The organism is Actinomadura geliboluensis (genome assembly GCF_005889745.1).
Classification (GTDB): domain Bacteria; phylum Actinomycetota; class Actinomycetes; order Streptosporangiales; family Streptosporangiaceae; genus Spirillospora; species Spirillospora geliboluensis.
Genome location: NZ_VCKZ01000026.1, coordinates 1 through 25,159 on the forward strand (window position 1 = coordinate 1; position 25,159 = coordinate 25,159).

Genomic DNA, 25,159 nt, shown 5'->3' on the forward strand with positions numbered 1-25,159 from the left:
CGGTTAGGGGGTTGTTGTTAGCCAGGTGGTGATGGCCTGGTGGAGGTCGGTTTTGGTGGTGGGTGGGGCGAAGGAGGCGTCGACGGCTGCTTTGGCCAGGTCGGCTAGGGCGTGGTCGTTGTAGGCGAATGTGTCGCGGACGTGGGTGTACTCGGTGGTCAGGGAGGTGTCGATCAGGGCGGGGACGTCGGTGTTGAGCGTGACGATCAGGCCCGCGTCTCGGAGGCGGGGGAGCGGGTGCTCCTCCAGGGATGAGGCGAAGCCCAGGGCGACGTTGGAGGTCGGGCACACTTCGAGGGGGATTCCGCGTTCTCTGACCTCGGCCACGAGGTCGGGGTCGTCCAGGATCCGGATGCCGTGGCCCAGGCGTTCAGCGCGGCCGGGGCCGAGGGCCTGGCGGATGCTGGCGGGGCCTTCTCCCTCGCCGGCGTGGTGGACGACGTGCAGGCCGGTGTCGCGGGCGGCGGCGAATACCTCGGTGAACGGGTCTCCCGGGTGCGCCTCGTCGCCCGCCAGGCCGATGGCGACCACGCGGTCGTGGCGCCGGGCGAGGTCGAGCGTCCGCCAGGCGCGCTCGACGGAGCGGCGCCGGGAGTGGTCGAGGATGAGGCGGCACTCGATTCCGAATGCGTCCTCCCCGGCCTCCAGGCCCTCCAGGACGGCCTGGAGGGGCATGGCCAGGTCACCGAGCCGCTCGCCGTGTCCGGCGGCCGTGAACGAGACCTCCGCGTACCGGACGCCCTGTGCGGATTCGTCCGCGCAGAACTCGTAGGCGATCCGCCGGAAGTCGGCGGGGCGGCGTAGGCACGCGCGGACGAGGTCGTTCTGTGCGAAGAAGGAGGTGAAGTCGCCGAGCGTCGCCGTCTGGTCGGGAACGTCCACGCCGTTGGCCGCGCCGATCTCCCGGAGCGTCCCCCACCGGACGGTGCTCTCCAGGTGGACGTGGAGGTGTGCTTTGGGAAGGCTCAGCAGATCGCGCACGGCGGTACGCTACGGCCCCCCACGCCGAGCTGACCAACGATTATCCGTGGGGTGGCGGAGAGGCCGGGACGTCCGGTCCTTGCGCAGGTGTGCAGGTGAGCCGGTGGTCTCGTTGGGGTGGTTGGTTCGTGGCTAGGCTTGCGAGGTGAAGGTCCGATCTCTTGCTTTTCGCACGGATCTGTTGATCCGCCGCTTGGCCGGCTCCGTCATCGTTGATCACCCGTCCCACCAGGTGGTGCGGACGCCCGCTAACCCGAATTTCTGGTGGGGCAACTTCGTGCTCGTCGCTCCCGACGCGCTCTCGGAGGCTCCCGAGATCTTCGCTGCGGAGTTCCCGGAGGCGTCTCACCTGGCGATCGGTGTGGACGGGACCGAGGGTGAGACGGGCCGTCGCCCGGAATGGGAGCGGTTCGGGATCGGTGTCGAGGCCGATGCGGTGCTCACGGCTTCCTCGCTTCGAGCCCCGCGGCCGGTGGAACGAGCGGTCCTGCGTCCGTTGATCGATGACGACTGGAAGCAGGCGGAACGGCTGCGGCACGCGTGCGATGAGTCGGAGCCGTCGGAGGAGAACGCGGCGTTCGTGATGGCGAAACTCGCTGAGGAACGGCGCATGTGCGAGGTGGGCGACGCCACCTGGTTCGGCGCGTTCGTGGACGGCGAGATGCGCGCGGGGTTGGGTGTCGTCCTCGATGGCCGAGGGCTCGTCCGGTACCAGCATGTCGAGACCCATCCCGAGTTTCGTCGACGCGGTCTCGCCTCTGCGCTCGTCCACTTCGCCGGGGTGGAGGCCATGTCCAAGGGAGCACGGACGCTCGTGATCGTCGCAGATCCGGAGGGCGAGGCGATTCGGATCTACCGATCACTCGGATTCGTCGAAACGGAACGCCAAGTCAGGCTCCAGCGCGCGGCTGATGATGCGACATAGGGTCTTGGTGCGTTGGCATGAGTGGCCGATTGTGTGCCGTGCTTGGAGCTTTAGTGGCTTCGATGTGAGTGTTGGTCAGCCATTGTTGTTGACCGAGGTGGACGGCGGGCTATCGTGGCCCGGCTCGCTGGGGTCGGTCTTTTTTGTTTCGGGTGTTCGCCCTTGTTGGTGGTGCTCGGGCTCAGCTTGTAGTTGAGGAGTTCTTGAGGTGCAGCGGATCTATCGGGTTGAGGACGGGCGGCGTATCGATGGTGTTGCGCGGCCCGTTTTCATCCACAACATGTCGTACCACCTGACCGACCTGCTCGTGTTCGCGGACGGCGCGATCAACTGTTGGGACTGGGTCGATCTGGACGGCCTGCGGGAGAAGCTCGACTCCGGCTGGGTGGTGACGGAGGTTCCCGAGGGCGGTGAGATCAGCGCGTTCGAGCTGGGGCGCTGGAAGGCCGCCGAGCCGATGTTCGGTCTCACGGCGGAGATGCTGCTCGGCGAGGTGGCGGACGACATCGAGCGGCTGAACGGACGTCCCGACTCCACCGGCCGGTGCCTGGCCGTGCTGGACCGGTATCTGGAGTCGCGTGACGAGGCCGATCGGCTGGCGTTGCGGGAGGCTTACCTGGCGATCCCCGCGCACAAGCGGCACTACTCGCTGGGGGACATGGACAACAAGGATCGGCCGCTGGTCTACCTTTGCACCGATATCGGCGAGTCACCGATAGGCGGGTGGTTCAGTGATGACGAGGTCACCGAGGCCAAGCGAGAATGGGCGCTGGAGTATTTCGCCAGAAGGGGCCGTGATCGCGCGGAGTATGCGGCCAAGCGGCCGGCGGACGACCCGGTGGAGCCGGTGGCGGGGACGTTGCACTTCGGCGGGCGCGTGTATCCGAAGGGGTTCCCGGAAGACGCTGGAATTGATGTGCTCCAGAACGATTACCCGCGCCCGATCGAGGTCGGCGGTGTTGTTTATCCGTCTGTTGAGCATGCATACTGGGCACTTTCCACCGACGATGCTGGTGCTCGCGAGCTGATTTGTGCGGCTGAGCGGGGTTATGGTGCCCGGAAAGCCGCTGAGGAGGCGCCGCGCGTCCAAGGGTGGGCGCAGGCGCGGACGGCGGTGATGGCCGGTCTCCTGCGCGCCAAGTACGCGCAGCATCCGGATCTCGCGGAGATTCTGGTCGGTACCGGTGATGCGCCCCTGGCCTACAGCGGGACGGATTCCGACCACTGGAACACGCGCGGCGGGGCAGGCCGCAATTGGGTGGGGCGGCTGCTCGAACTCGTCCGGTCCGAACTGCAGGCGGAGCGGGCCGGGATCGGGCTGCCCTGACGCTCAGTGGGGCAGGGCGTAGCGGCCGTCGTCCAGGGGGTCGACCAGGCCGTCGGCGATGAGGGCGTCCAGGGCGCGTTCGCGTTGGACGGCGTCCGACCAGACGATGTCGAGGGCCGGCTTCTCGACCGGGCCCTCGGCGTCCCGCAGGACGGCGAGGATGCGGCCGCGGCATTGGCGGTCGGTGCCGGCGTACGTCTGGCCCCGGCGCGGCGGGCCGTCGTAGGCGGGGCGTCCGGCCGCGTGCCAGGCGCACTGGTCGAGCACCGGGCAGTCGACGCAGCGGGGCGTGCGGGCGGTGCAGACGAGCGCACCGAGTTCCATGGCGGCGACGGCCCAGCGGGCGGCGGTCGGCGCGTCGGGCGGCAGGAGGCTCTCCGCCAGCTCGACCTCCGCCCTGGTCTGCGACTTCGGCGGGTACTCGGTGCCGGAGACCAGCCGGGCCAGGACGCGCCGGACGTTGGTGTCGAGGACGGCGTGCCGCTGCCGGAACGCGAAGCTGGCGACGGCCGCGGCCGTGTACGCGCCGATGCCGGGCAGTGCCAGCAGGTCGGCGTGGGAGGACGGCACCTCGCCGCCGTGGCGTTCGGTGATCGCGCGAGCGGACTCGTGGAGGCGCAGGGCCCGGCGCGGGTAGCCGAGCCGCCCCCACGCCCGGACGGCCTCCCCGGACGGTTCGGCGGCCAGCGCGGCGGGAGTGGGCCAGCGGGCCATCCAGGCGTCCCAGACGGGCAGGACGCGCGACACCGGGGTCTGCTGGAGCATGATCTCGCTGACGAGGACGCCCCACGGGGTCGCGTCCGGGGCCCGCCACGGGAGGTCCCGGGCGTTCGCCTCGTACCAGGCGAGGATCGGGGCGGTGTAGACGGAGTTCAGGTTCATGGCGCGCGGCCATTGTGGCACGCGGCGGGTCGTCCCCTCGTTCCGGTCCGGCGAATGCATACTGCCCGTATGTTTCCGAATACTGGGCGTCACTCGGGTGGTTCTGGGTTGGACCAGTACTGGCGGCGTCGGGCGGTGGCGTTGGCCGCCGTTCTGGGCGCGGTCGGCCTGCTGGCCTGGGCGTGCGCCGGGACGGGCGGGAGCGAGCAGGTCCGGAACGCGGGCGCGGCGGAGAGCGCGAGCCCGCCGCCTCCGCCCACCGCGATGCCGACGGTCACGGTCACCACGACGACCACGCCCGAACCGGACCCCGAGAAGGACGGCGGCCCCTGCGACGACGATGACCTGGTCATCAACATGTCCGCCTTGCAGAGCACCTACAGCGGCTCCGCACGGCCCGAGTTCAGGGTCACGGTCGTCAACACCGGCCAGGGTTCCTGCAAGTTCGACACGGGTGGGCTGGACGTCCGCATCACGTCGGGCTCGGATCGCATCTGGTCGTCCGCCGGCTGCCGGCAAGGCGCCGCCCCGAAGGAGACGCTCCGCCGCGGCATCCCGTTCGTCGACAACGTCACGTGGGACCGCACCCGGGGCTGCAAGGGCAAGGTCAGTGCACGTCCCGGCACCTACGTGGCCCAGTTGAAGGGCACGAAGGTCGAGAAGCAGATCTTCCGGCTGCGCTGAGGCGCGCGGGTCAGACGTAGCGTTCCAGGATGGAGGATTCGGCGAGGCGGGACAGGCCCTCGCGGACGCTGCGGGCGCGGGACTCGCCGACGCCGCCGACGGCCTGGAGGTCGTCGATGCTGGCGGCGAGGAGCTTCTGCAGGCCGCCGAAGTGCTCGACGAGGCGCTCGACGACCATGCTGGGCAGCCGGGGGACCTTGGCGAGCAGGCGGAAGCCCTTGGGGCTGACGGGCAGGTCGAGGGCGTCCGGGCCGGCGAAGCCCATCACCTCGGCGACCGTGGACAGGTCGAGGAGCTCGTTGGCGGACAGGGTGTCGAGGGACGCCAGGATGGCCCCGACGCCGCGGGCGCGGGTGTCGTCGGACGGGTAGTCGCGGACGATCAGCTCCCGGTCGGCGTCGACGCCGGAGACCAGCTCGTCGAGCTGGAGGGACAGCAGCCGGCCGTCGGTGCCGAGCTCGACGACGTAGCCCTCGATCTCGTCGGCGATGCGGCGCACCATCTCCAGGCGCTGGACGACGGCGCTGACGTCGCGGACGGTGACGAGGTCCTCGATCTCGAGGGCGGAGAGCGTGCCGGACACCTCGTCGAGCCGCAGCTTGTAGCGTTCGAGCGTCGCCAGGGCCTGGTTGGCCTTGGACAGGATGGCCGCCGAGTCTTCGAGGACGTAGCGGATGCCGTCGAGGTACAGCGCGATGATGTGCATCGACTGGCTGACGGAGATGACGGGCAGGCCGGTCTGCCGGGCGACGCGCTCGGCGGTGCGGTGCCGCGTGCCGGACTCCTCGGTCGGGATGGTCGAGTCGGGCACGAGGTGGACGGCGGCGCGGACGATGCGGCTGTGGCTGTCGTCGAGGACGATGGCGCCGTCCATCTTGGCGAGTTCGCGCAGGCGGGTCGCGGAGAACTCGACGTCGAGCTCGAAGCCGCCCGTGCACAGCTCCTCGACCGCCTTGTCGTAGCCGAGCACGATCAGGCCGCCGGTGTGGCCCCGGAGGATCCGCTCCAGTCCGTCGCGGATCTGGGTGCCCGGGGCCACCGCTGCCAAGGTGGCGCGGCGTCGTTCGTCATGACCCTTGTCGTGTGATGGCACCTGACCCCCGGAGGTCGCTGGACGGCGTCAGTTTACCGAGGAGGGCCGCGCACTGGTTCCTCCCCAGGTCGCAAGCGTGCGTTGTGTGGAGTAATACTCTGGCGTGACCCGTTTCACGGGGCCGTAAACGCGACCTGGAGCGCCTGTTTCAGGCTGTCGACCTCCATCACCTTCATGCCCTCGTAGCTGCTGAGCTGCGGGTCGGCGCGCTTGAGCGGGGACCCGTCGGCGAGTTCGAGGGAGCCGCGCGGGACGACGGCGTGCTTGAACCCGAGCCGGGCGGCCTCGGCGAGCCGCCGCTGGACGCCGGGCACGACGCGGACCTCCCCGGCGAGGCCGACCTCGCCGAGCGCGATCAGGCTGGTGGACAGGGCCTGCTCGACGGTGGAGCCCGCGACGGCGAGCGCGAGGGCGAGGTCGACGGACGTCTCGTTGAGCCGCACCCCGCCGACCGTGGAGACGTACACGTCCTGCTCGTGCATGGAGATCTTGCAGCGCTGCGCGAGGACGGCGAGGACCATCGCGACGCGGGAGGTGTCGAGGCCGGACGTGGCCCGGCGCGGCGCGGGCAGGTGCGACTTCGCGACGAGCGACTGGACCTCGGCGACGAGGGGGCGGCGGCCCTCCAGCGTGACGGTGACGCAGGTGCCGGGGACGGCCTCGTCGCGGCGGGTGAGGAACAGGCCGCTCGGGTCGGGCAGCCCGACGATGCCGACCTCGGAGAGGTCGAAGCAGCCGAGTTCGTCGGTCGGCCCGTAGCGGTTCTTCACGGCGCGGATCATGCGGAGCCGGGAGTGCCGGTCGCCCTCGAAGTACAGGACGACGTCGACGAGGTGCTCCAGCAGGCGCGGCCCGGCGATCGCGCCCTCCTTGGTGACGTGGCCGACGAGGACGACGGTGATGCCGCGCTCCTTGGCGACCCTGATCAGGTTGGCGGCGACCTCGCGGATCTGGGTGACGCCGCCGGGCGCGCCGTCGACCTCGGACGTCCCGATCGTCTGGATGGAGTCGACGACGAGCAGCGTGGGCTCGACGGCGTCGATGTGCCCGAGGATCGCCGACAGCTCGGTCTCGGCGGCGAGGTAGAGCCGGTCGGTGATCGCCCCGACCCGGTCGGCGCGCAGCCGCACCTGCTCGGCCGATTCCTCGCCGGTCACGTACAGGACGTTCTTGGCGGGGGTGTCGCCGTTGCCCTCGGGGCCGGTGGAGGCGAGCGCGGCGACCTCCAGCAGCAGCGTCGACTTGCCGATGCCCGGCTCGCCCGCGAGCAGCAGGACGGCGCCGGGCACGATGCCGCCGCCGAGCACCCGGTCGAGCTCGTCCAGGCCGGTGGGGCGGGTCTTCGCGGACCGGACGTCCACCTGCCCGATCGGCCGGGCGGGCGCGCTGACCGGCCCGGCGGTCACGACCCGCGCGGGGGTGGCGGACGCCGCCTCGGTGACCGTCCCCCACGTCTGGCACTCGCCGCAGCGCCCCACCCATTTGGACGTCTGCCAGCCGCACTCCGAGCACCGGTAGGCCGCCTTGGCCGTCTTCGCCTTCGCCATGGGACGGAAGCGTAGAGCCCGCCTGCGACAGCGGGCCCGCGGCGGCGCGGGTCAGGTGTTCTTGCGGGCCCGTTCGATCAGGTCGCCGAGGTGGTCGGAGACGACGCCGGGGCGCTCCATCATGGCCATGTGCCCGGCGGCCGGGACGACCTCCAGCCGGGCGGACGGCACGCACGAGGCGATCTTGAGGCTGTGCTCGATCGGGGTGAGCATGTCGTTCTCGCCGCCGAGGACGAGGGTGTCGGCGCCGCCGAGGGCGGCGCAGTCGCTGATCACGTCGGTGGTGATCATCGAGCGCAGGAAGGCGGCGAACGCGTCCATCCGGGTCTCGGTCATCATCTGCTCGGCGAACGCGACCGCGGCGGGGCTCGCGTCGGGGCCGAACGCGACGAGGTCCTCGACGAGGGTGGCGGCGTCGCGGCCGAGGTGGCGGACCCGCTCCACGGCGCCGGAGCCGGCGCCGAACGCGTCGAGGGCGCGCGGCAGGACGCGGTGCGTGGTGCGCGCGAGCAGCGCGGGCATGCCGAGGGTGATCTCGCCGAGCCCGCCGGACGAGGTGCACAGCAGCCCGGCGGCGAGGATCTTGCGGCCGACCAGCTCCGGGTGCTCGTCGGCGTACCGCATGATCGTCATCCCGCCCATCGAGTGGCCGACGAGGACCACGGGCGTGTCGGCGGGGACGGTCGCCTCGATGACGGCGGCGAGGTCGGCGGCGAGCCGCGGGATGGCGTAGCCGTCCCGGTCGCCGCCGTCGGAGCGGCCGTGGCCGCGCTGGTCCCAGAAGACGAGCCGGCCGAGGCCGCGCAGCGCCTTGCGCTGGAAGTGCCAGGAGTCCTGGGTGAGCGTCCAGCCGTGCGAGAACACGACGGCGAGGTCGGTGCGGTCGTCGCCGTCGATCTCGGCGTACAGCCGGGTGCCGTCGTCGGCGCGGACGGGGACGGGCCGCCCGCGCAGGGAGCCGAACGGCTCGCCCGCGAACGGGTCGGGACGCAGCTGGAGGCGGCGCATCGCGCGGCGCTGGGCGACCAGCCCGGCGCCCGCGCCGGCGGCGCCGGCGGCGGTGGCGGCCAGCAGCCCGCCGAAGGCTCTCCCGGCAGTGACACGGCCCATGTCGGTCCTCCCGTATGACCAACTAGTCAGTAACTCAGGGGCAACGCCACCACAAATTCACGGCATAGTCCACCTCCAGGCCCGGATGCTCGCGCAGGCAGGCGTCGGCGAGGTCGCGCGGGAACTCGATCCGCAGCACGGCGGCGAGGTCGTCGCGGCTCTGGAACGCCCACCGGATCGTCAGCGGCTCGCGGGCGTAGCCGCGGCGCGTCCAGAACCGCTCGACGGCCTCCGGGTCGTACTTCGGCAGGCTCCGCCGGAACCAGCGGCCGAACGTGGAGCGGGTGGCGTCGTTGTCGATGATGAACACGGCCCCGCCGCGCCGGACGACCCGGTCGAGTTCGGCGAGGCCCGGTTCGCAGCCCGGCCCGAAGAAGTAGGCCCACCGGGCGTGCACGACGTCGACGGAGGCGTCCGGGAGCGGCAGCGCCTGCGCCGCGCCCACCCGGACGGTGACGTTCGGCAGGTCCCGGGCCCGGCGGGCGGCGGCCGCGGCGAGCCGGGCGTGCGGCTCCACGCCGACCACCCGGTGCGCGTCGGCGGCGAAGAACGGCAGGTGGAAGCCCGTCCCGCAGCCGACGTCGAGGACGTCGGCGCCCTTCCACGGGCGGATCGCGCGCATCGCGTCGGCGAGGACCCCGTCCGGGTCGACGGCGCGGTTCTCCAGCTCGTAGACCTGCGGGGAGTTCCAGATGTTGGGGCTCGGCACGGCGCCCGGCGCGATATCGGCCACGGAGACAGAGCGTAACCGCCGCCGGGCGGGCGATGCGGGCCGTCGCGCGGCGACGCGTCCAGGATCACTCCGGCCGGTTGTTTCATCGGCGGCGCCGCCGCATAGGCTTTGCCTTGCGAACCTGATGAACATCGTCGAGCGATCATTCCTGGCGAGGAAGCCTTGACCCCGCAGCACAACGGCGTCAGTACACCGGCTCTTCGGGTACCGGACGCGCCGATCACGCTCTCCACCGCGTCGGTCTACCCGGAGAAGGTACCGAGCGCGTTCGAGATCGCCGCGCTGCTGGGCTACGACGGCATCGAGGTCATGGTCTCCACGGACGCCTCCTCCCAGGACCTGAACGTCCTGCGCCGGCTGTCCGACTACCACCAGGTGCCGATCAAGTCGATCCACGCGCCCTGCCTGCTGCTGACCCAGCGGGTGTGGGGGCGCGAGCCCTGGGGCAAGCTCGTCCGCTCCAAGGAGGTCGCCGAGGAGCTGGGCGCGGAGGTCGTCGTCGTCCACCCGCCGTTCCGCTGGCAGCGCGACTACGCCAAGGAGTTCGTCGAGGGCCTCGCCCGCATGCAGGACGAGACGGACGTCCTGTTCGCGGTGGAGAACATGTTCCCGCTCAAGGCGCGCGGCGCCGAGGCCGGCATGTACCTGCCCGACTGGAACCCCGTCGACCAGGACTACCCGTACGTCACTCTCGACCTGTCCCACACCGCCGTGTCGGGGTCGGACGCCATCGACATGGCCGGCAGCCTGGGCGACCGCCTGCGGCACATCCACCTCGCCGACGGCGTGGGCATCACCAACAAGGACGAGCATCTCGTCCCGGGGCGGGGCAACCAGCCGTGCGGGCCGATGCTGGAGAATCTCGCCGAGGGCGGTTTCCGGGGGCACGTCGTCCTCGAAGTGAACACGCGGCGCGCGTCCAGCCGGGTCGAGCGGATGGAGGACCTCGCCGAGGCGCTGGCGTTCGCCCGGCTGCACCTGGCCGCCTCCGCGCACACCTGGGAGGTCACGCCGGCCGGGGAGATCACCCGCCGGGGCGTGCGGTGACGGAGGCCGCGCGGCGCGGCGGCCGGGGCCCCGGGCGGCGCCCCGGCCCGACCGAGACGCGGGAGAAGATCCTCGCCGAGGCCCGCGAGCTGTTCGCCGAGAAGGGCTACGACGGCGCCTCGCTGCGCGCGATCGCCCGCGCCGCCGGGGTGGACCCCGCGCTCGTCCACCACTTCTTCGGCAACAAGGAGGGCGTGTTCATCGAGGCGATGCGCTTCCCGGTGGACCCGTCCGTCATCCTGCCGCGCATCATGGCGTCCCCCCGCGACCGGCTCGGCGAGACGATGGTCCGCATCTTCCTGGACGTGTGGGGCGACGACGAGCGCCGAGCGCCGATGCTGGCGATGCTGCGCTCGGCGATGACGAACGAGCGCGCGGCGGCGCTGGCGCGCGAGTTCGTCACGGTCGCCCTGTTCGGGCGCGCCAAGCAGGCCACCCAGGCGCCGCCGCTCGGCATCCAGGCGGCGGCCGGGCAGATGATCGGCCTGATGATCCTGCGCTACGTGCTGCGCATCGAGCCGATGGCCTCCGCCACGGAGGACGAGCTGATCGCCCTGGTCGCCCCGACCCTCCAGCGCTACCTGACCACCTGACCGGCCGCCTCCGCGCTTCCCGCTAGCCTCCGCGCTTCCCCTGGCCTGCGCGTTTCTCCCGGCCTCTGCGTTCCCTTCGGGCCTGCGCGCTTCCGCCTCGGCGTTCCCTCGCCTTCGCCTTCCCTTCGGCCGGCCCGTCCTTTCGCCGTACGTCTTGACCGGGGGACGGTCGCGCGCCTAAATTCAACACATGATGAGTTTCAGCCCGGAGGGCGCGGCCGAGCCGGCGGTGCGGGTGCGGGATCTGCGGGTCGTGCGCGGCGGCCGGGAGGTGCTGCACGGGCTCTCCTTCGACATCCCGCGCGGCTCGATCGTGGGCCTGCTCGGCCCGAGCGGCTGCGGGAAGACCACGCTGATCCGGACGCTCGTCGGCGTCCAGATCGTGGCGGGCGGCACCGTGACCGTGCTCGGCGAGCCCGCCGGGTCGGCGGGGCTGCGGCACCGCGTCGGGTACGCCACGCAGTCGCCCGCCGTGTACGCCGACCTGACCGTCGCCGAGAACCTGCGCTACTTCGCGTCCGTCCTGCGCGCGCCGCGCTCGGACGTCGACCGCGTCATCGACGAGGTGGGGCTCGGCCGGAGCCGCGACCAGACGGCGGGGACGCTGTCCGGCGGGCAGCTCAGCCGCACCAACCTCGCCGTGGCGCTGCTCGGGTCGCCGGAGCTCGTCGTCCTGGACGAGCCGACCGTCGGCCTCGACCCGGTGCTGCGGCAGGAGCTGTGGGAGCTGTTCCGGGAGCTGGCCGACCGCGGCGCGACCCTCGTGGTGTCCAGCCACGTGATGGACGAGGCGGGCCGCACCGACCGGCTGCTGCTGATGCGCGAGGGCGTCGTCCTCGCCGACGGCACCCCGGACGGGCTGCGCGCCCGCACCGGCGCGCCCGACCTCGAGGCGGCGTTCCTGCATCTGATCACCGAGAAGGCCGGGAGTCCGACATGAGCACGGCGATCACCCTCGCCACGACGCGGCGCATCCTGGCGCAGCTCAAGCACGACCACCGCACGCTCGCGCTGCTGATCGGCGTGCCGACGCTGCTGATGATCCTGCTGCGGTACGTGTTCGACCAGCCGATGGTCTTCGACCGGATCGGCCCGATGCTGCTCGGGCTGTTCCCGTTCACCGTCATGTTCGTCGTCGCGAGCGTCGCCACCCTCCGGGAGCGGACGAGCGGCACCCTCGAACGGCTGATGACCATGCCGCTCGGCAAGCTGGACCTGCTGCTCGGCTACGCGCTCGCGTTCGGGCTGATCGCGCTGGTGCAGGTCGCGGTGGTGCTCGCGATCTCGCTGACCTGGCTCGGCCTCGACCTGAGCGGCTCGCTCGGCTCGCTGGTGCTCGTCTCCCTGCTGGACGCGCTGCTCGGCATGGCGCTCGGCCTGTTCGCCAGCGCGTTCGCGCGGACCGAGTTCCAGGCCGTGCAGTTCATGCCCGCGTTCGTCCTGCCGCAGACGCTGCTGTGCGGGCTGATCGTCCCGCGCGAGGACATGGCGTCCTGGCTCCGGGCCATCGCGGACGTCCTGCCGCTGTCGTACGCGGTGGAGGGCATGCAGGAGATCAGCGCCCGCCCCGACTTCACCGGCACCCTGGGCGTGGACGTGGCCGTCATCGCGGCCTTCACGGTCGCCGCCCTGGTCCTGGGCGCCGTCACGCTCCGCCGCCGCACGGCCTAGCGCCCGGCGCCGCACGACCCCCCGCGCCGCCCCACCTGGTCCAGCCTCAACCGGACAGGTGGGGCAAAGTGGTCTATCCCCGGTCGATCCTGCTGATAGCTTCTGCGCCATGACCGCGCCAGAACATCCCGGGTCGCACGGGCCCCACGCAGCGCCGCCCGCGCCGCGGGGCGAGGGTGCGCCGCCGCAGGCGGGCAAGGGCGAGAGCGACGACGCGTTCTGGGCCGGCCAGGACGGCACGGAGCGCAAGCGCAAGCGGCGGTGGCCGCGCGTCCTGATCGCCGTGGGCGTGTTCTTCGCGCTGCTGGCGGCCGGGATCGCCGGCCTCGCGTGGCAGCGCCAGTCGTCCTACCTCGGCAACATCGACCGGGCCAAGGGCGTCATGCCGGGCGAGGGCGCGAACCGGCCGGGGCCGAATGTGGAGGGCACCGAGAACTGGCTGCTCGTCGGGTCCGACTCGCGCGAGGAGGGCGCCACGACCGGGGAGGGCGGCGACGTCTGGAAGCCGGGGCAGCAGCGCACTGACACGATCATGCTGCTGCACCTGCCGGCGGACCGGAAGAAGGCGTACATCGTCTCGTTCCCGCGCGACTCGTGGGTCGAGATCCCCGGCTACGGCAAGCAGAAGATCAACGCGGCGTTCTCGTACGGCGGGCCGAAGCTGCTGATCGAGACGATGGAGAGCCTCACCGGGATCCGGATCGACCACTACGGCGCGATCGACTTCGAGGGCTTCAAGACGATGACGGACGCGCTCGGCGGCGTCACCGTCAACATCAAGCAGAAGGTGTACGACCCGGCTCGCAAGAAGGCGTGGGAGGCGGGCCCGCAGAAGCTGAACGGCGAGGAGGCGCTGCTGTTCGTCCGGCAGCGCTACAACCTGCCGAACGGCGACTTCGACCGGATCAAGCGGCAGCAGGCGTTCCTCGGCGCCCTCGCCAGGCAGGCCACCGACCGCGGCACGCTCACCAACCCCCTCAAGATGGACCGGTTCCTGTCCGCGCTCACCAAGTCGATCAGCGTGGACGAGGGCGTGTCGGGCGGCCACCTGCGGTCGCTGGTGCTGAGCATGCGGAACGTCCGGGCGTCGGACGTGAAGTTCATGACGCTGCCGTTCAAGGGCACCGGGACGCGCGCCAAGCAGAGCGTCGTGCTGCTGGACGGGGCCAAGTCGAAGCAGCTGTTCGAGGCGGTCAAGACCGCTCGCATGGCCGATTACGTGCGGCAGCACGGGGGCGGGAACAACCTCGGCACCGTGTCGTGATCGCCGGGCGGCCGCGGGCTTAACCTGGGACGCGGAGGCACGGACGAGAACCGGGGGTGCGCAGAGTGCTTCGTCAGGCGTTGCTCGCCGCGTCGCGCAGTGGCGGCGCGCGCAGGGTGGTGGAGACCGCGCCGTTCACCGGCGACGTCGTCCGGCGCTTCATCGCGGGCGAGACGATCGAGGACGCGGCGCGCGTCACCGAGCGGCTGACCGGCGAGGGCCTGCTCGTCACCCTGGACGTCCTGGGGGAGTACACGCACGACAAGGGCCGCGCCGAGGTGAACGTCCAGCGCTACGTCGAGCTGCTGGAACGGCTGGGCGACGCGGCTCTCGGTGTACGTGCCGAGGTGTCGCTGAAGCTGTCCGCCGTCGGGCAGACCCTTGACGAAGATTTGGCCTTGGAGAACGCCAGGCGCGTCTGCGCGGCCGCACAGGACGCCGGTACGACGGTGACGCTCGACATGGAAGAGCACACCACCGTCGACTCGACTCTCCGGATCGTCCATGAACTGCGGCGCGACTTCCCGGACGTGGGCGCCGTCATCCAGTCGTATCTGCGGCGGGCAGAGGAGCACTGCGCGGAACTGGCCTACGAGGGGTCGCGCGTAAGGCTGTGCAAGGGCGCGTACGCGGCCCCTGCGGCGGTGGCCTTCACCGACAAGGAAGAGATCGACAAGTCGTACGTCCGCTGTATGAAGGTCTTGATGGCGGGCAAGGGCTACCCGATGCTCGCCAGCCACGACCCCCGGCTCATCGAGATCGCCGAGGCGCTGTCGGTCCTGCACGACCGCGACCCGGGCACGTTCGAGTACCAGATGCTCTACGGCGTGCGCTCGCAGGAGCAGCGCCGGTTGGCCGCGCAGGGCGCACAGGTGCGCGTGTACGTCGCCTACGGGCCCGAGTGGTACGAGTACTTCATGCGCCGCCTGGCGGAACGTCCCGCCAACCTCCGGCTCTTCGTGCGGTCCTTCACCCGGCGGTCCTGACCCGGCTCGCCGGGCGGTCCTGACCGGTCCGCGGCGCGGGCGCGCCGCTAGGCTGGACCGGTCGTTACGTCCCCACGTCAAGGTTTGCCGATGATCGCGATTCTGGGTGCCGGGAAGATGGGCGAGGCGCTGCTGTCCGGGGTGCTCCGGGCCGGCCGCCGCCCGTCCGAGCTGATGGCGACCGCGCGCCGGGAGGAGCGCGGCGCGCTGCTGCGCGAGCGCTACGGCGTGGCGGTCGTGCCGAACGCGGAGGCGGCCGCGACGGCGGAGACGCTGATCCTCGCGGTGAAGCCGCAGGACATGGGCGCCCTGCTGGAGGAGATCGGCGGGCACGTCCCGGCCGGCCGGCTGGTGATCTCGATGGCGGCGGGCATCACCACCGGGTTCATCGAGGCCCGGCTGCCGGAGGGCGTCCCGGTCGTCCGGGTCATGTCGAACACGCCGGTGCACGTGGACGAGGCGATGAGCGTGATCTCGCCCGGCTCGCACGCGGCGGAGGAGCACCTGAAGCTGGCCGAGGAGCTGCTGTCCCCGGTCGGGAAGGTGCTGCGCATCCCCGAGTCGCTGCAGGACGGCGCGACGGCCCTGTCCGGCAGCGGCCCCGCGTACTTCTACTACCTGGTCGAGGCGATGGTGGACGCCGGGATCCTGCTCGGCATGCCGCGCGCCGCCGCGCTGGAGATGGTGATCCAGTCGGCGGTCGGCGCGGCGGTGATGCTGCGCGACTCCGGCGAGCACCCGGTGCTGCTGCGCGAGGCGGTCACCTCCCCGGGCGGGACGACGATCTCGGCGATCCGGGAGCTGGAGCGGCACGGCGTCCGCGCCGCGGTGCTGGAGGCCATCGAGGCGGCCCGCAACCGGGGCCGCGAGCTCGCGAGCGGCTGAGGGCGGCCGCCTCCGGGCCCCTTCGGCGGCTTTCTCATGGAAAGTTCATCTTTGAACATTGAGCCGGCGGCGGGGGTGCGCTCGTGTTAGGGGTATGGGACTCCTACTCCGCCTGATCGTCGCCGCCGGGCTGGCGGCCGACGCCGTCGTGCACTGGATGTTCGCGCCCGACATGGCCTACGTCGAGGGCGGGTCCCTCGGCGGCGACGACCTCTTCCGGATCCAGGCGGCGGTCGCCGCCGTGGCCGCCGTCATCGTCCTCACCTACGCGTCCCGCTGGGCGTACGCGCTGGCGTTCCTCGTCGCGGCGAGCGCGGCCGGCGCCGTCGTCCTCTACTACTACGTCGATCTCGGGCCGGTCGGCCCGCTGCCCGACATGCACGAGCCCGTCTGGTACCTCGACAAGACGATCAGCCTGGTGGGGGAGGCGGGCGCCGCGCTCGCCGCGCTGGCCGGGTTCTTCGTGGCGGGCGGCCGGCGCCGGCCGGAGGAGGAGGCCCTGGAGCGCGAGTCCGCGGGCCGCTTCTAGCCGGCCGCCCCGGACGATCAAGATCGTCGTTTCCGCCGCGACGCCGCCCCCGCCCGGTTACCCTCCAATTGATCTTGGAACTCGGGGGAGGAACAGGATGGAACAGCGGCGCGAACGTCCGGCCGGGACGCCGATCCCGGCGTCCGCCCTGCACAGGGCCCTGCTGAAGGCGCGTGTCCCGCGCTTCATGGCCGACCACGCGGCGGCGCTCCTCGCCGGGCTCACCCGGCGCGGCGGCCGGCGGGGCGGCCGCGGCTAGGCGGCCTTGGTGCGGCCCTTCGAGCGGCCGGTGACGGACTGGATGAAGCGGGCCGCGTCGGTCATCGCCTCGCCGGCCTCGGGCAGGACGCGGTTCAGGATCTGGAAGACGTGCATCTGGCCGTTCCAGACCTGGAGTTCGCAGTCCCCGCCGGCGTTGCGCAGGGCGTCGGCGAACGCCTCGGCCTCGGTGCGCAGCACCTCGGCGCCGCCGACCTGGATGAGGACGGGCGGCATGTCGGTCCAGGCGCAGGTGAGCAGGGCGAGCCGCGGGTCGTCGAAGCCGGCCGGGCCCACCACGAGCCGCGCGATCCGGCGCGCCGACGCGGCGCTGATGTAGGGGTCGCGGGCGCGCTCCTGCGCCTGGATGGACAGCTCGCAGGTCAGGTCCACCCAGGGCGAGAACAGCGCGATGCCGGCGGGGTTCGGCAGGTCGAGCCGGCAGATCTCCCCGGCGAGCACGGCGGCGAGGTGGCCGCCGGCCGAGTCGCCCGCGATGACGATGCGGGACGCGGGCACGCCCCGCGCGAGGAGCCACCGGTAGGCGGCGACGGCGTCCTCCAGCGGCGCCGGGAACGGATGCTCGGGGGCCAGCCGGTACCGCAGCGCGAGGACGGGCAGCCCGGTGTCGTGCGCGAGCCGCGACGTCATCGGCCGGTGGGTGCGCGGCGAGCAGGCCACGTAGCCGCCGCCGTGCAGGTAGAGCACGGCTCCGCGGGGCCGCCTGCTCTTCGCGGCGGCGTCCCGAGGGGCGACCCACTCGCCTCTGACCTGGCGCTCCTCGCCGTCCTCGTCCTGCCGCTCGTCCAGTCCCTCGATCCGCACACCGGGGTGGGGCCGCATCAGTAATGACGCGGCGTCCACGGTGGAACGGGCGGTCCGGAGCCCGGTGGTGTGGCCGGGGAGGTACTGCAGGAGAGGCCGGACGCCCAGGCGCAGAGCGCTGCTGATCGCTCGGCTGCGAACGCTCGGGCTGTCCATGGACCCCCCTTTGATGTTTTCGTGTCGTGTGATCGGTATGCCCGTTTTTGGCGGGTAACTCACGTCACAGTGCCGGAACCGGGCCGGGGCGTCCGGCGGGCGCCCCGGCGGACGCCCGGACATGTGAGCCAGGCCACGTGATGCTCGCGATACCGTGAGGTCATGCGCGGTCCCGATTCGTCCCCATCCTCCGATCCCGAGAACTGCGGGCTGGCGGTCTTCTGGGACGAGCGGCTCATCTCCTACGACTTCGGTCCCGGGCACCCCATGAACCCCGTGCGCGTCGAGCTGACGATGGCGCTGGCGCGCGAACTCGGCGTCCTGGACCGTCCCAACGTGCGGGTGTCGCCGTTCGAGGCGGCCGACGACAAGCTGCTGCGGCTCGTCCACGAGGAGTCCTACATCGCGGCGGTCAAGCACGCCGGCGCGACCGGGCTGCCGGACGGGCGGCACGGGCTCGGCACCACCGACAACCCGATCTTCCTCGGCATGCACGACGCGTCCGCCCTGGTCGCGGGCGCCTCGGTCGCCGCCGCCGAGGCCGTGTGGACGGGCTCGGCCGAGCACGGCGCCAACATCTCCGGCGGCCTGCACCACGCGCTCCCCGGCGCCGCCAGCGGCTTCTGCGTCTACAACGACCCGGCGATCGCGATCGCGTGGCTGCTGGAGAACGGCGCCGAGCGGGTCGCCTACGTCGACATCGACGTCCACCACGGCGACGGCGTCCAGGCCGCGTTCTACGACGACCCGCGGGTGCTGACGATCAGCCTGCACGAGTCGCCGCGCACGCTGTTCCCCGGCACCGGCTTCCCGGACGAGACGGGCGCCGAGGGCACGGCCGTCAACATCTCGCTGCCGCCCGGCACCGGCGACCGGCCGTGGCTGCGCGCGTTCGACGCGATCGTCCCGCCGCTGCTGCGCCGGTTCCGGCCCGACGTCCTCGTCACCCAGCAGGGCGCCGACGGGCACGCGCTCGACCCGCTCGCGCACCTGATCCTCAGCGTGGACGGGCAGCGGACGGCCTACGAGCGGCTGCACCGGCTGGCGCACGAGACCGCGGGCGGCCGCTGGGTGCTCACCGGTGGCGGCGGCTACGAGCTGGTCCAGGTCGTCCCGCGCGCGTGGACGCACCTGCTCGCCGAGGCGGCGGGCGGGCGGATCCCGCCGGACACCGCGACCCCGGAGACGTGGCGCGACTTCGTCCGGCTGCGGACCGACGAGATAGCCCCGCGCCGGATGACGGACGGGACCGACGTGGTGGAGTACGGCAGGTGGGGGGACGGCTACGACCCGGCGAACCCGGTCGACCAGGCGATCCTGGCGACGCGGCGGGCGGTCTTCCCCGAGCACGGCCTCGACCCGATGACCGACGAGTGAGGCCGAGGACCATGGAGACGGCACCGAGCCGGGGCGAGCTGCGCGCCCACCTCGTCCGGACGATGATCGCCGGCGAGGTGGCGACGCCGCGCCAGAACAACCTGCTGCACTACCGGCGGATGGCCGCCGGGAACCCGTACTACCAGTTCGGCCTGGAGCTGAAGCCGTCGTGGACGGAGCGGACCGTGCTGGAGATGATGGTCGAGCGCTGCGGCGTCGACCCCGACCCGGCGCACCTGTTCGGGGACGACACCATCGACCCCGACATCACGATCGACATGCTGGAGGCGATGGGCGAGCGCATCGGCCTCGCCGCCCGCCGGCGGGAGAACGTGGTCGTCGCGACGGGCCATCCGGCGACGCTGACGCCGCTGTACCAGGCGGTCGCGCGGGCGCTGGCGGCGGCGGGCTGCCGGGTGCTGACGCCCGCGGCCGGCTGGACGTACGAGATCGAGACCGGGTACGGCGGCTCGGACCTGCGCCGCATCGTGTACGCCGAACCGGGCGTCGCGATGCTGGAGGGCGACGACCGGCGGACGCACCACACGCACGACCCGCACCCGATGGAGGCCATGCTCCGGGAGCTCTCCTCCGGGGCCGCCACTAGCGCTTCCGCGGGTCCTGCGGAAGCTAAACCTGATATCTGGCCGGATCTGGCCATCGCCGATCACGGCTGGGCCGGCGCCGCCGGCCAGGCGGGCATCGACACCGTGGGGTTCGCGGACTGTAACGACCCGGCGCTGTTCGCCGGCGCCGCCGAAGGCAAGATCGACGTGGTCGTGCCGCTCGACGACGGCGTCTCCCCGCACCACTACGCGCCGCTGACCGCCTACATCCTTGATCGCGCCGGCCTTCTCCCGCCGGCCTGAGTCCCCTTACCGCCGGGCTGGACGGAGCTGGCGCCCGCTTCACCTGTCACGCGGTGTGACAGGGCGGCCGTAGCGGGGCGCATGGGCTTGCGCAGCGCCATCGGTGACTGCGGAACCGCAGGTCAAAGCGTGGTCCTGGTTGACAACCGTTCGTCGCGACACGGTCAGTGCCGTCGCGTCCACGCTGTGTGCGGGAGCAGCACTGTCACCCGGCGGTCAGGTCGGGGACGGAAATGTGCGGAACTCCCCTCTTGCGACTCCCGATACGCGATTTACGCTGGAGAAGTACACGTGCGTGATCAAAGTCACCCGAAGGGCCGGTGCGCGGCACGTGTGGAAGAGGGCGTCCGATGACCTCAGGCGAGCGACCTCTGAGCGAGGTCAGGTTCCTGACCGTGGCCGAAGTGGCGGCGGTGATGCGGGTGTCCAAGATGACCGTCTACCGCCTCGTCCACTCGGGCGAGCTTCCCGCGATCCGCGTGGGCCGCTCGTTCCGGGTTCCCGAGCAGGCCGTCCACGACTACCTGCGCGACGCGTACATCGAAGCCGGATAGCGGGTAAGGGCGGGGCATGAGCCACGACCCCGCCGCGAACTCGACACCCGGCCGCGCAGGGGGCGTCGGGGCGATCCCCGCGGATCGTCCCGGAGCTGGGGAAGCAGGACGAGGACCGGCCGGCGGCCGCACCGCGGCCACCGGAGCCGGCGTCCGGGGAACGGGGGCGAGCGGCCCCCGCGCTCCGCGATCCGGCGAGACGGTCCGGACACCGAGCGGGACGGGCGGCAGGTCCGCCCGCCCCGGCGGAACGGTGCCCGGCGCCGTGCGACGCGCGGTGCCGGACGCCGCGCGATGCACGCGACACGTTCGACACGTGCTATGCGTTCGACACGTGCCATGTGCGCGGGAGAACGGGGCGCCGGCGTGCGCCGCGGCGGGGCCGGCGGGACCGGTCCCGGGCATCGCGGCCCGCGCCGCGGGTGGGGTGCGGCATGATCTCCATCTGTTCGGCGGTACCCTTGGGCGGCGGACCGTGCGCGCTCACCGAGCCATGCTCGCTTGCGGCGCGGTCGCCTCCTGCACAATCCCGATACGCCGAGCGAGGTCCCGTGGGCTCTGTCATCAAGAAGCGTCGCAAGCGCATGGCGAAGAAGAAGCACCGCAAGCTGCTGAAGAAGACGCGCATCCAGCGCCGCAACAAGAAGTGATCACACCGGCAGCTCAGCCGTAAGGGGTGGGGCGCACAGTGTCCTCCATGCCCACCGCCGCGGCCCGTGTCGTCCTCGTCACGGGCGTGTCCCGTTTCCTGGGGGCGCGGGTCGCGAACGCGCTCCAGGCGGACCCGGGCATCGAGCGCGTCATCGGCGTGGACACGGTGCCGCCCACCGAGGGCCTCGGGCGCACCGAGTTCGTCCGCGTGGACATCCGCACGCCCGGCATCGCGAAGATCATCGCGTCCGCCGGGGTGGACACCGTGGTGCACCTCAACCTGGTGACCTCCTCCTCCGCCTCCCGGGCGAAGGCCAAAGAGCTCAACATCATCGGCACGATGCAGCTGCTCGCGGCGTGCCAGCGCTCGCCCGACATGCGCAAGCTCGTCGTGCGGTCCTCGGCCGCCGTGTACGGCTCGTCGCCGATGGACCCGGCCGTGTTCACCGAGCGGGACGAGCCCGCCGAGCCGCCGCGGTCCGGCTACGCCAAGGACGCGGTCGAGGTGGAGGGCTACGTCCGGGGGCTGATGCGGCGCCGCTCCGACCTGACCGTGTCGGTGCTGCGGTTCGCGAACTTCCTCGGCCCCGGCGTCGACTCGCCGCTCACCCGGTACCTGCACCTGCCGGTCGTCCCGACCGTGCTCGGGTTCGACCCGCGGCTGCAGTTCGTCCACGAGGACGACGGCGTCGAGGTGCTGCGCCGCATGACCACCGAGGACCACCCCGGCTGCTTCAACGTCGCCGGGGAAGGCGTGCTGCTGCTGTCCCAGGCGCTCCGCCGGGCGGGGCGGCCGTACCTGCCGGTCCCGTCGCCGTCCATCTCGGTGCTCGGCGACATGGGGCGCCGCTTCGCGGGCCTGTCCGGGTTCTCGCCCGAGTTGCTGCGCTGGCTGACCTACGGCCGGGTCATCGACGTCACCGCCCTGGAGACCGAGCTGGCGTGGCGTCCCAAGTACAGCTCCGAGGCCGCGTTCGCCGACTTCGCCGCCGCGCAGGGCCTCGGCCACGGCCGCCTCACGCATCTGCTCGGACGCGCCTGAAAGGGAGGCCCGGATGATGAACGCCCGCCATCTGGACGACGACGACGAGGGCGCGCAGGTCATCCCCCTCGACACCGGCCGCCGCGACACCGGCGACGGGCCGGCGGGCGGGACGGCCGACGGAGCGGCCGGCGGGGCGGACGCCGGCTCCGGCGGGAACCCGCTGGAGCGCGGCATCACGTCCGGGCTGGCCTTCCTGCGCCGCCGGCTCGCCGGCGAGTACGAGGTGGACGAGTTCGGCTTCGACCCCGACTTCAACTCCACCGTCCTGCTGCCGTTCGCGCGCGCCCTGTACGAGCACTGGTTCCGCGTCGAGCTGGTCGGCCTCGACAACGTCCCGGACGGCGGCGCCCTGCTCGTCGCCAACCACTCGGGCACCGTCCCGGTCGACGCGCTGATGCTGTCGGTCGCGCTGCACGACAACGTCGACCGCTGCGTCCGCCTCCTCGGCGCCGACCTCGTCTACCAGATCCCGGTGCTCGGGCACCTGGCCCGCAAGGCGGGGCACACCCTCGCCTGCCAGGCCGACGCCGCGCGCCTCCTCGCCAAGGGCGAGCTCGTCGGCGTCTTCCCGGAGGGCTTCAAGGGCGTCGGCAAGCCGTTCAGCGAGCGGTACAGGCTGCAGCGCTTCGGCCGCGGCGGCTTCGTCGGGACCGCGCTGCGCGCCGGCGTGCCCATCGTGCCCTGCGCCATCGTCGGCGCGGAGGAGACCTACCCCAAGATCGCCGACCTGCGGCCGCTGGCGCGGCTGCTCGGGCTGCCGTACTTCCCGATCACGCCGACGTTCCCGCTGCTCGGACTCGGCGGGCTCGTCCCGCTGCCGTCCAAGTGGGTGATCCAGTTCGGCCCGCCGATGGCCTTGGACGAGTACGGCCCGGACGCCGCCGACGACCCGATGACGGTCTTCGAGATCACCGACCACGTCCGCGAGAAGATCCAGCACATGCTGTACGAGGCGCTGCTGCACCGCGGCCCCGCGTTCCTCTAGCCAGGGCCCGACCCGAATCAGCCGACCGGGGTCAGCCGGTCGTGAACCCGTGCAGCTTGCCCGGGTTCAGGACCCACAGCAGCCGGTCGACGCCCGCGTCCGACGCGCTGATCGCCAGCAGCGCGAACGGGGTGCCGTCCCGCGACACGAGCGCCGCCGGGCGGCCGTTCGCCTCGACCCACGCGACCGTCGCGCCCGGCCAGAACCGGGGCGCGAACGCCACGACGAACTTCGCGACCCGCGCGCGTCCGGCCACCGGGATCCGCGCGGCGCCGCGCACCGCGCCGCCGCCGTCGCTGTAGCTGACCGCGTCCTCGGCGAGCAGTTCCTCCAGCGCGCCGAGGTCGCCGGTGCGGGCCGCCGCGATGAACGCCTCCAGCAGCCGCCGGTGCTCGGTCCGGCTCACCGGGGTGCGGCGCTCCGCCGCGATCCGCCGCCGCGCCCGGCTGGCGAGCTGCCGCGCGTTCGCCTCCGTCACCCGCAGGATCGCCGCGATCTCGGCGAACGGGTAGTCGAACGACTCGCGCAGCACGTACGCCGCCCGCTCCGGCGGGGACAGCCGCTCCAGCATCAGCAGGACGGCCAGCTCCACGTCCGCGGCCTGCTCGGCGCCCGCCTCCGGGCCGCCGCCGGTGTCCACGGGCTCGGGCAGCCACGGGCCCACGTAGTGCTCGTGCCGCTTCCGCGCGGACCGCACCACGTTGATCGCCAGCCGGGTCGCCACCGTCACCAGGAACGCGGCCGGGTCGCGCACGTCCGCGCGCTCCACCGTCTGCCAGCGGAGCCAGGTCTCCTGGACGACGTCCTCCGCCTCGGTGACGCTGCCGAGCATCTGGTACGCGATGCCGAACAGCCGGGGCCGCATCTCCGCGAACACCGACGCGGCGTCGTCGAGCGAATCGTCCGTGGTGGTCCCCTCCGCCGCTCCGGCCCCGACCGCCCCAGTTTATTTCGCCCGGCTCCGGGAGCACGCCCGGCCCGCTCGATTCTCCGGCGCGGGCGGGCCGCCGCTCTAGGGTGAGCGGATGCCGTCGATCCGCACCCGGATGGTTCCGCGCGACCTGGCCGAACCGCACCGCGCATCCAGCCCGCTGGAACTGCTCTTCGACCTGACCTTCGTCGCGGCCGTCTCGCAGGCCGCCGGGCGGCTCGCCCACGCGATCGAGCAGGGCCACGCGGGGGACGCCGTCGCGCCGTTCCTCGCCGTGTTCTTCGCCATCTGGTGGGCGTGGATGAACTTCACCTGGTTCGCGTCCGCGTACGACACCGACGACGTCCCGTACCGGATCATGACGTTCGTGCAGATGGCGGGCGTCCTGCTCCTCGCGGCGGGGGTGCCCGCCGCGTTCGACGGCGACTTCGCCACGGTCACCTTCGGTTACCTCCTCATGCGGGTCGGCCTGGTCGGCCTGTGGCTGCGCGCAGCGGCCGCCCATCCGGAGGGGCGCGCGACGGCGCTCCGCTACGCCGTGGGCGTCTCGCTCGTCCAGGTGCTGTGGGTGTCCCGGCTCGCGCTGCCGGGCGGAGGGCCGTGGTGGGTGTTCCTCGTCCTCGTCCTGCTCGACCTGTCCGTGCCGCCGATCGCCGAGCGCAGCGGCATGACGACCTGGCACCCGCACCACATCGCCGAACGGTACGGGCTGTTCACGATCATCCTGCTCGGCGAGAGCGTCCTCGCCGCGACGAACGCCGTGCAGGACGTCGTCGCGCACGGCCTGCACGCCGACCTCGTCACGATCGCGCTGTCGGGCCTCGCCATCCTGTTCACCCTCTGGTGGATCTACTTCTCCGAACCCGCCGGCGAGGGGCTCGCGGCCCGCCGCGACTGGTGCTTCGTCTGGGGCTACGGCCACTACCTGATCTTCGCGGCGCTGGCCGCGCTCGGCGCCGGGCTGGAGGTCGCGGTCGCCTCGGCCGGGGAGGCGCACGTGGACGAGCAGACCGCGGTCGCCGCCGTCGCCGTCCCGATCGCCGTGGTCCTCGTCATGCTGTGGGCCCTGCACGCGCCCATGCGGCGGACCGTCCTGCGGCCCGAACTCATCGGGATCACGGCGGTCCTCGTCCTGCTCACCGCGTTCGCCGCCCCCGGCATCGGCGTCGCCGGCGGCGTCATCGTGATCGCGGCCCTGCTCGTCCTGCTGCTGGCCGCCACCCTGGCGCGGCGCGCACAATGAGGAGTCCG

At 72.2% G+C, this 25,159-nt stretch carries 26 protein-coding genes and 1 pseudogene; 19 read left to right on the plus strand and 8 right to left on the minus strand.

Annotated elements, in window-relative coordinates:
* Positions 1-3: 3 nt before the first annotated feature.
* On the minus strand, positions 4-981 hold the full coding sequence (gene add, locus ETD96_RS06280; protein WP_138635322.1) for an adenosine deaminase: 978 nt from the start codon (positions 979-981) through the stop codon (positions 4-6).
* A 145-nt stretch (positions 982-1,126) separates the two neighbouring features.
* On the opposite strand from add, the gene ETD96_RS06285 reads away from it, so the two are divergent.
* Both ETD96_RS06285 and ETD96_RS06290 read left to right on the plus strand, forming a co-directional pair.
* A complete protein-coding gene (locus ETD96_RS06285; protein WP_138635323.1) occupies positions 1,127-1,906 on the plus strand; it encodes a GNAT family N-acetyltransferase in 780 nt (259 codons plus the stop codon).
* A gap of 208 nt (positions 1,907-2,114) precedes the next feature.
* Positions 2,115-3,233, plus strand: coding sequence for an NADAR family protein (locus ETD96_RS06290; RefSeq protein ID WP_205719130.1), 1,119 nt, complete (start codon positions 2,115-2,117; stop codon positions 3,231-3,233).
* A 3-nt stretch (positions 3,234-3,236) separates the two neighbouring features.
* On the opposite strand, the gene ETD96_RS45730 is transcribed toward ETD96_RS06290, so the two are convergent.
* Positions 3,237-4,115, minus strand: coding sequence for an HhH-GPD family protein (locus tag ETD96_RS45730; protein ID WP_205719131.1), 879 nt, complete (start codon positions 4,113-4,115; stop codon positions 3,237-3,239).
* 135 nt (positions 4,116-4,250) lie between these two features.
* On the opposite strand from ETD96_RS45730, the gene ETD96_RS06300 reads away from it, so the two are divergent.
* A complete protein-coding gene (locus tag ETD96_RS06300) occupies positions 4,251-4,799 on the plus strand; it encodes a hypothetical protein (RefSeq protein WP_240807301.1) in 549 nt (182 codons plus the stop codon).
* A gap of 10 nt (positions 4,800-4,809) precedes the next feature.
* On the opposite strand, the gene disA is transcribed toward ETD96_RS06300, so the two are convergent.
* The 4 genes from disA to ETD96_RS06320 all read right to left on the minus strand — a co-directional run bounded on the left by disA (position 4,810) and on the right by ETD96_RS06320 (position 9,282).
* Positions 4,810-5,892: a DNA integrity scanning diadenylate cyclase DisA gene (gene disA, locus ETD96_RS06305; RefSeq protein ID WP_138635325.1), complete on the minus strand. Its 1,083-nt coding sequence runs from the start codon at positions 5,890-5,892 to the stop codon at positions 4,810-4,812.
* Between the two features lie 113 nt (positions 5,893-6,005).
* Positions 6,006-7,439: a DNA repair protein RadA gene (gene radA, locus ETD96_RS06310; RefSeq protein ID WP_138635326.1), complete on the minus strand. Its 1,434-nt coding sequence runs from the start codon at positions 7,437-7,439 to the stop codon at positions 6,006-6,008.
* Between the two features lie 51 nt (positions 7,440-7,490).
* Positions 7,491-8,549, minus strand: a complete 1,059-nt coding sequence (locus ETD96_RS06315; protein ID WP_138635327.1) for an alpha/beta fold hydrolase — start codon at positions 8,547-8,549, stop codon at positions 7,491-7,493.
* Between the two features lie 34 nt (positions 8,550-8,583).
* Positions 8,584-9,282: a class I SAM-dependent methyltransferase gene (locus ETD96_RS06320; protein ID WP_138635328.1), complete on the minus strand. Its 699-nt coding sequence runs from the start codon at positions 9,280-9,282 to the stop codon at positions 8,584-8,586.
* Positions 9,283-9,444: 162 nt separating this feature from the next.
* Here ETD96_RS06320 and ETD96_RS06325 point away from each other — a divergent pair, with 162 nt between their 5' ends.
* From ETD96_RS06325 to ETD96_RS44445, 9 genes are all read left to right on the plus strand, one after another.
* A complete protein-coding gene (locus ETD96_RS06325; protein ID WP_138635329.1) occupies positions 9,445-10,329 on the plus strand; it encodes a sugar phosphate isomerase/epimerase family protein in 885 nt (294 codons plus the stop codon).
* Entirely contained in the window at positions 10,326-10,922 is a 597-nt protein-coding gene (locus ETD96_RS47480; RefSeq protein ID WP_138635330.1) for a TetR/AcrR family transcriptional regulator, read from the plus strand. The genes ETD96_RS06325 and ETD96_RS47480 overlap by 4 nt, the downstream gene beginning before the upstream one ends.
* Before the next feature lie 190 nt (positions 10,923-11,112).
* Entirely contained in the window at positions 11,113-11,862 is a 750-nt protein-coding gene (locus ETD96_RS06335) for an ABC transporter ATP-binding protein (RefSeq protein ID WP_138635331.1), read from the plus strand.
* Positions 11,859-12,593, plus strand: coding sequence for an ABC transporter permease (locus ETD96_RS06340; protein WP_138635332.1), 735 nt, complete (start codon positions 11,859-11,861; stop codon positions 12,591-12,593). Before ETD96_RS06335 ends, ETD96_RS06340 begins: the two co-directional genes overlap by 4 nt.
* Positions 12,594-12,702: 109 nt before the next feature.
* The gene (locus tag ETD96_RS06345) at positions 12,703-13,857 is read left to right on the plus strand and encodes an LCP family protein (protein ID WP_138635333.1); all 1,155 of its coding nucleotides are present in this window, start codon (positions 12,703-12,705) and stop codon (positions 13,855-13,857) included.
* 65 nt (positions 13,858-13,922) lie between these two features.
* Complete coding sequence (locus ETD96_RS06350) at positions 13,923-14,843, plus strand: proline dehydrogenase family protein (protein ID WP_138635334.1); 921 nt, start codon at positions 13,923-13,925, stop codon at positions 14,841-14,843.
* 90 nt (positions 14,844-14,933) lie between these two features.
* Positions 14,934-15,728, plus strand: a complete 795-nt coding sequence (proC, locus tag ETD96_RS06355) for a pyrroline-5-carboxylate reductase (RefSeq protein WP_138635335.1) — start codon at positions 14,934-14,936, stop codon at positions 15,726-15,728.
* A gap of 94 nt (positions 15,729-15,822) precedes the next feature.
* Positions 15,823-16,257 (plus strand): hypothetical protein, encoded by a 435-nt coding sequence (locus ETD96_RS06360; RefSeq protein WP_138635336.1) that lies wholly within the window; start codon positions 15,823-15,825, stop codon positions 16,255-16,257.
* A gap of 97 nt (positions 16,258-16,354) precedes the next feature.
* Positions 16,355-16,516, plus strand: a complete 162-nt coding sequence (locus ETD96_RS44445; protein ID WP_171068887.1) for a hypothetical protein — start codon at positions 16,355-16,357, stop codon at positions 16,514-16,516.
* Here ETD96_RS44445 and ETD96_RS06365 read toward each other — a convergent pair.
* Positions 16,513-17,496, minus strand: coding sequence for an alpha/beta hydrolase (locus ETD96_RS06365; RefSeq protein ID WP_138635337.1), 984 nt, complete (start codon positions 17,494-17,496; stop codon positions 16,513-16,515). The two genes, ETD96_RS44445 and ETD96_RS06365, sit on opposite strands and share 4 nt — an antisense overlap.
* A gap of 162 nt (positions 17,497-17,658) precedes the next feature.
* Here ETD96_RS06365 and ETD96_RS06370 point away from each other — a divergent pair, with 162 nt between their 5' ends.
* From ETD96_RS06370 to ETD96_RS06395, 6 genes are all read left to right on the plus strand, one after another.
* The gene (locus ETD96_RS06370; RefSeq protein ID WP_138635338.1) at positions 17,659-18,873 is read left to right on the plus strand and encodes an acetoin utilization protein AcuC; all 1,215 of its coding nucleotides are present in this window, start codon (positions 17,659-17,661) and stop codon (positions 18,871-18,873) included.
* Between the two features lie 11 nt (positions 18,874-18,884).
* A complete protein-coding gene (locus tag ETD96_RS06375) occupies positions 18,885-19,742 on the plus strand; it encodes a phosphatase (RefSeq protein ID WP_138635339.1) in 858 nt (285 codons plus the stop codon).
* A gap of 350 nt (positions 19,743-20,092) precedes the next feature.
* Positions 20,093-20,296, plus strand: coding sequence for a helix-turn-helix domain-containing protein (locus ETD96_RS06380; protein WP_021591693.1), 204 nt, complete (start codon positions 20,093-20,095; stop codon positions 20,294-20,296).
* A gap of 551 nt (positions 20,297-20,847) precedes the next feature.
* Complete coding sequence (locus ETD96_RS06385) at positions 20,848-20,946, plus strand: 30S ribosomal protein bS22 (RefSeq protein ID WP_018654693.1); 99 nt, start codon at positions 20,848-20,850, stop codon at positions 20,944-20,946.
* 47 nt (positions 20,947-20,993) lie between these two features.
* Positions 20,994-21,989, plus strand: coding sequence for an NAD-dependent epimerase/dehydratase family protein (locus tag ETD96_RS06390; protein ID WP_138635340.1), 996 nt, complete (start codon positions 20,994-20,996; stop codon positions 21,987-21,989).
* Positions 21,990-22,002: 13 nt separating this feature from the next.
* Positions 22,003-22,977: a lysophospholipid acyltransferase family protein gene (locus tag ETD96_RS06395; RefSeq protein WP_356948783.1), complete on the plus strand. Its 975-nt coding sequence runs from the start codon at positions 22,003-22,005 to the stop codon at positions 22,975-22,977.
* A 31-nt stretch (positions 22,978-23,008) separates the two neighbouring features.
* Here the strand turns inward: ETD96_RS06395 and ETD96_RS06400 are convergent.
* Positions 23,009-23,857: pseudogene (locus ETD96_RS06400) on the minus strand (RNA polymerase sigma-70 factor); the annotation flags it as partial.
* Between the two features lie 145 nt (positions 23,858-24,002).
* On the opposite strand from ETD96_RS06400, the gene ETD96_RS06405 reads away from it, so the two are divergent.
* A complete protein-coding gene (locus ETD96_RS06405) occupies positions 24,003-25,151 on the plus strand; it encodes a low temperature requirement protein A (RefSeq protein WP_138635341.1) in 1,149 nt (382 codons plus the stop codon).
* The last annotated feature ends 8 nt before the right edge of the window (positions 25,152-25,159 follow it).

Bases quoted from the DNA above. Each gene is read 5' to 3' on its own strand.
- ETD96_RS06390 (WP_138635340.1), top strand. From the start codon at position 20,994: ATGCCCACCGCCGCGGCCCGTGTCGTCCTCGTCACGGGCGTGTCCCGT.
- ETD96_RS06335 (WP_138635331.1), top strand. From the start codon at position 11,113: ATGATGAGTTTCAGCCCGGAGGGCGCGGCCGAGCCGGCGGTGCGGGTG.
- ETD96_RS06395 (WP_356948783.1), top strand. From the start codon at position 22,003: ATGATGAACGCCCGCCATCTGGACGACGACGACGAGGGCGCGCAGGTC.
- ETD96_RS06380 (WP_021591693.1), top strand. From the start codon at position 20,093: ATGACCTCAGGCGAGCGACCTCTGAGCGAGGTCAGGTTCCTGACCGTG.
- radA (WP_138635326.1), bottom strand. From the start codon at position 7,439: ATGGCGAAGGCGAAGACGGCCAAGGCGGCCTACCGGTGCTCGGAGTGC.
- ETD96_RS06370 (WP_138635338.1), top strand. From the start codon at position 17,659: ATGCGCGGTCCCGATTCGTCCCCATCCTCCGATCCCGAGAACTGCGGG.
- ETD96_RS45730 (WP_205719131.1), bottom strand. From the start codon at position 4,115: ATGAACCTGAACTCCGTCTACACCGCCCCGATCCTCGCCTGGTACGAG.
- ETD96_RS06345 (WP_138635333.1), top strand. From the start codon at position 12,703: ATGACCGCGCCAGAACATCCCGGGTCGCACGGGCCCCACGCAGCGCCG.
- ETD96_RS06315 (WP_138635327.1), bottom strand. From the start codon at position 8,549: ATGGGCCGTGTCACTGCCGGGAGAGCCTTCGGCGGGCTGCTGGCCGCC.
- ETD96_RS06405 (WP_138635341.1), top strand. From the start codon at position 24,003: ATGCCGTCGATCCGCACCCGGATGGTTCCGCGCGACCTGGCCGAACCG.
- ETD96_RS06340 (WP_138635332.1), top strand. From the start codon at position 11,859: ATGAGCACGGCGATCACCCTCGCCACGACGCGGCGCATCCTGGCGCAG.
- ETD96_RS06360 (WP_138635336.1), top strand. From the start codon at position 15,823: ATGGGACTCCTACTCCGCCTGATCGTCGCCGCCGGGCTGGCGGCCGAC.
- ETD96_RS06365 (WP_138635337.1), bottom strand. From the start codon at position 17,496: ATGGACAGCCCGAGCGTTCGCAGCCGAGCGATCAGCAGCGCTCTGCGC.
- ETD96_RS06375 (WP_138635339.1), top strand. From the start codon at position 18,885: ATGGAGACGGCACCGAGCCGGGGCGAGCTGCGCGCCCACCTCGTCCGG.
- ETD96_RS44445 (WP_171068887.1), top strand. From the start codon at position 16,355: ATGGAACAGCGGCGCGAACGTCCGGCCGGGACGCCGATCCCGGCGTCC.
- proC (WP_138635335.1), top strand. From the start codon at position 14,934: ATGATCGCGATTCTGGGTGCCGGGAAGATGGGCGAGGCGCTGCTGTCC.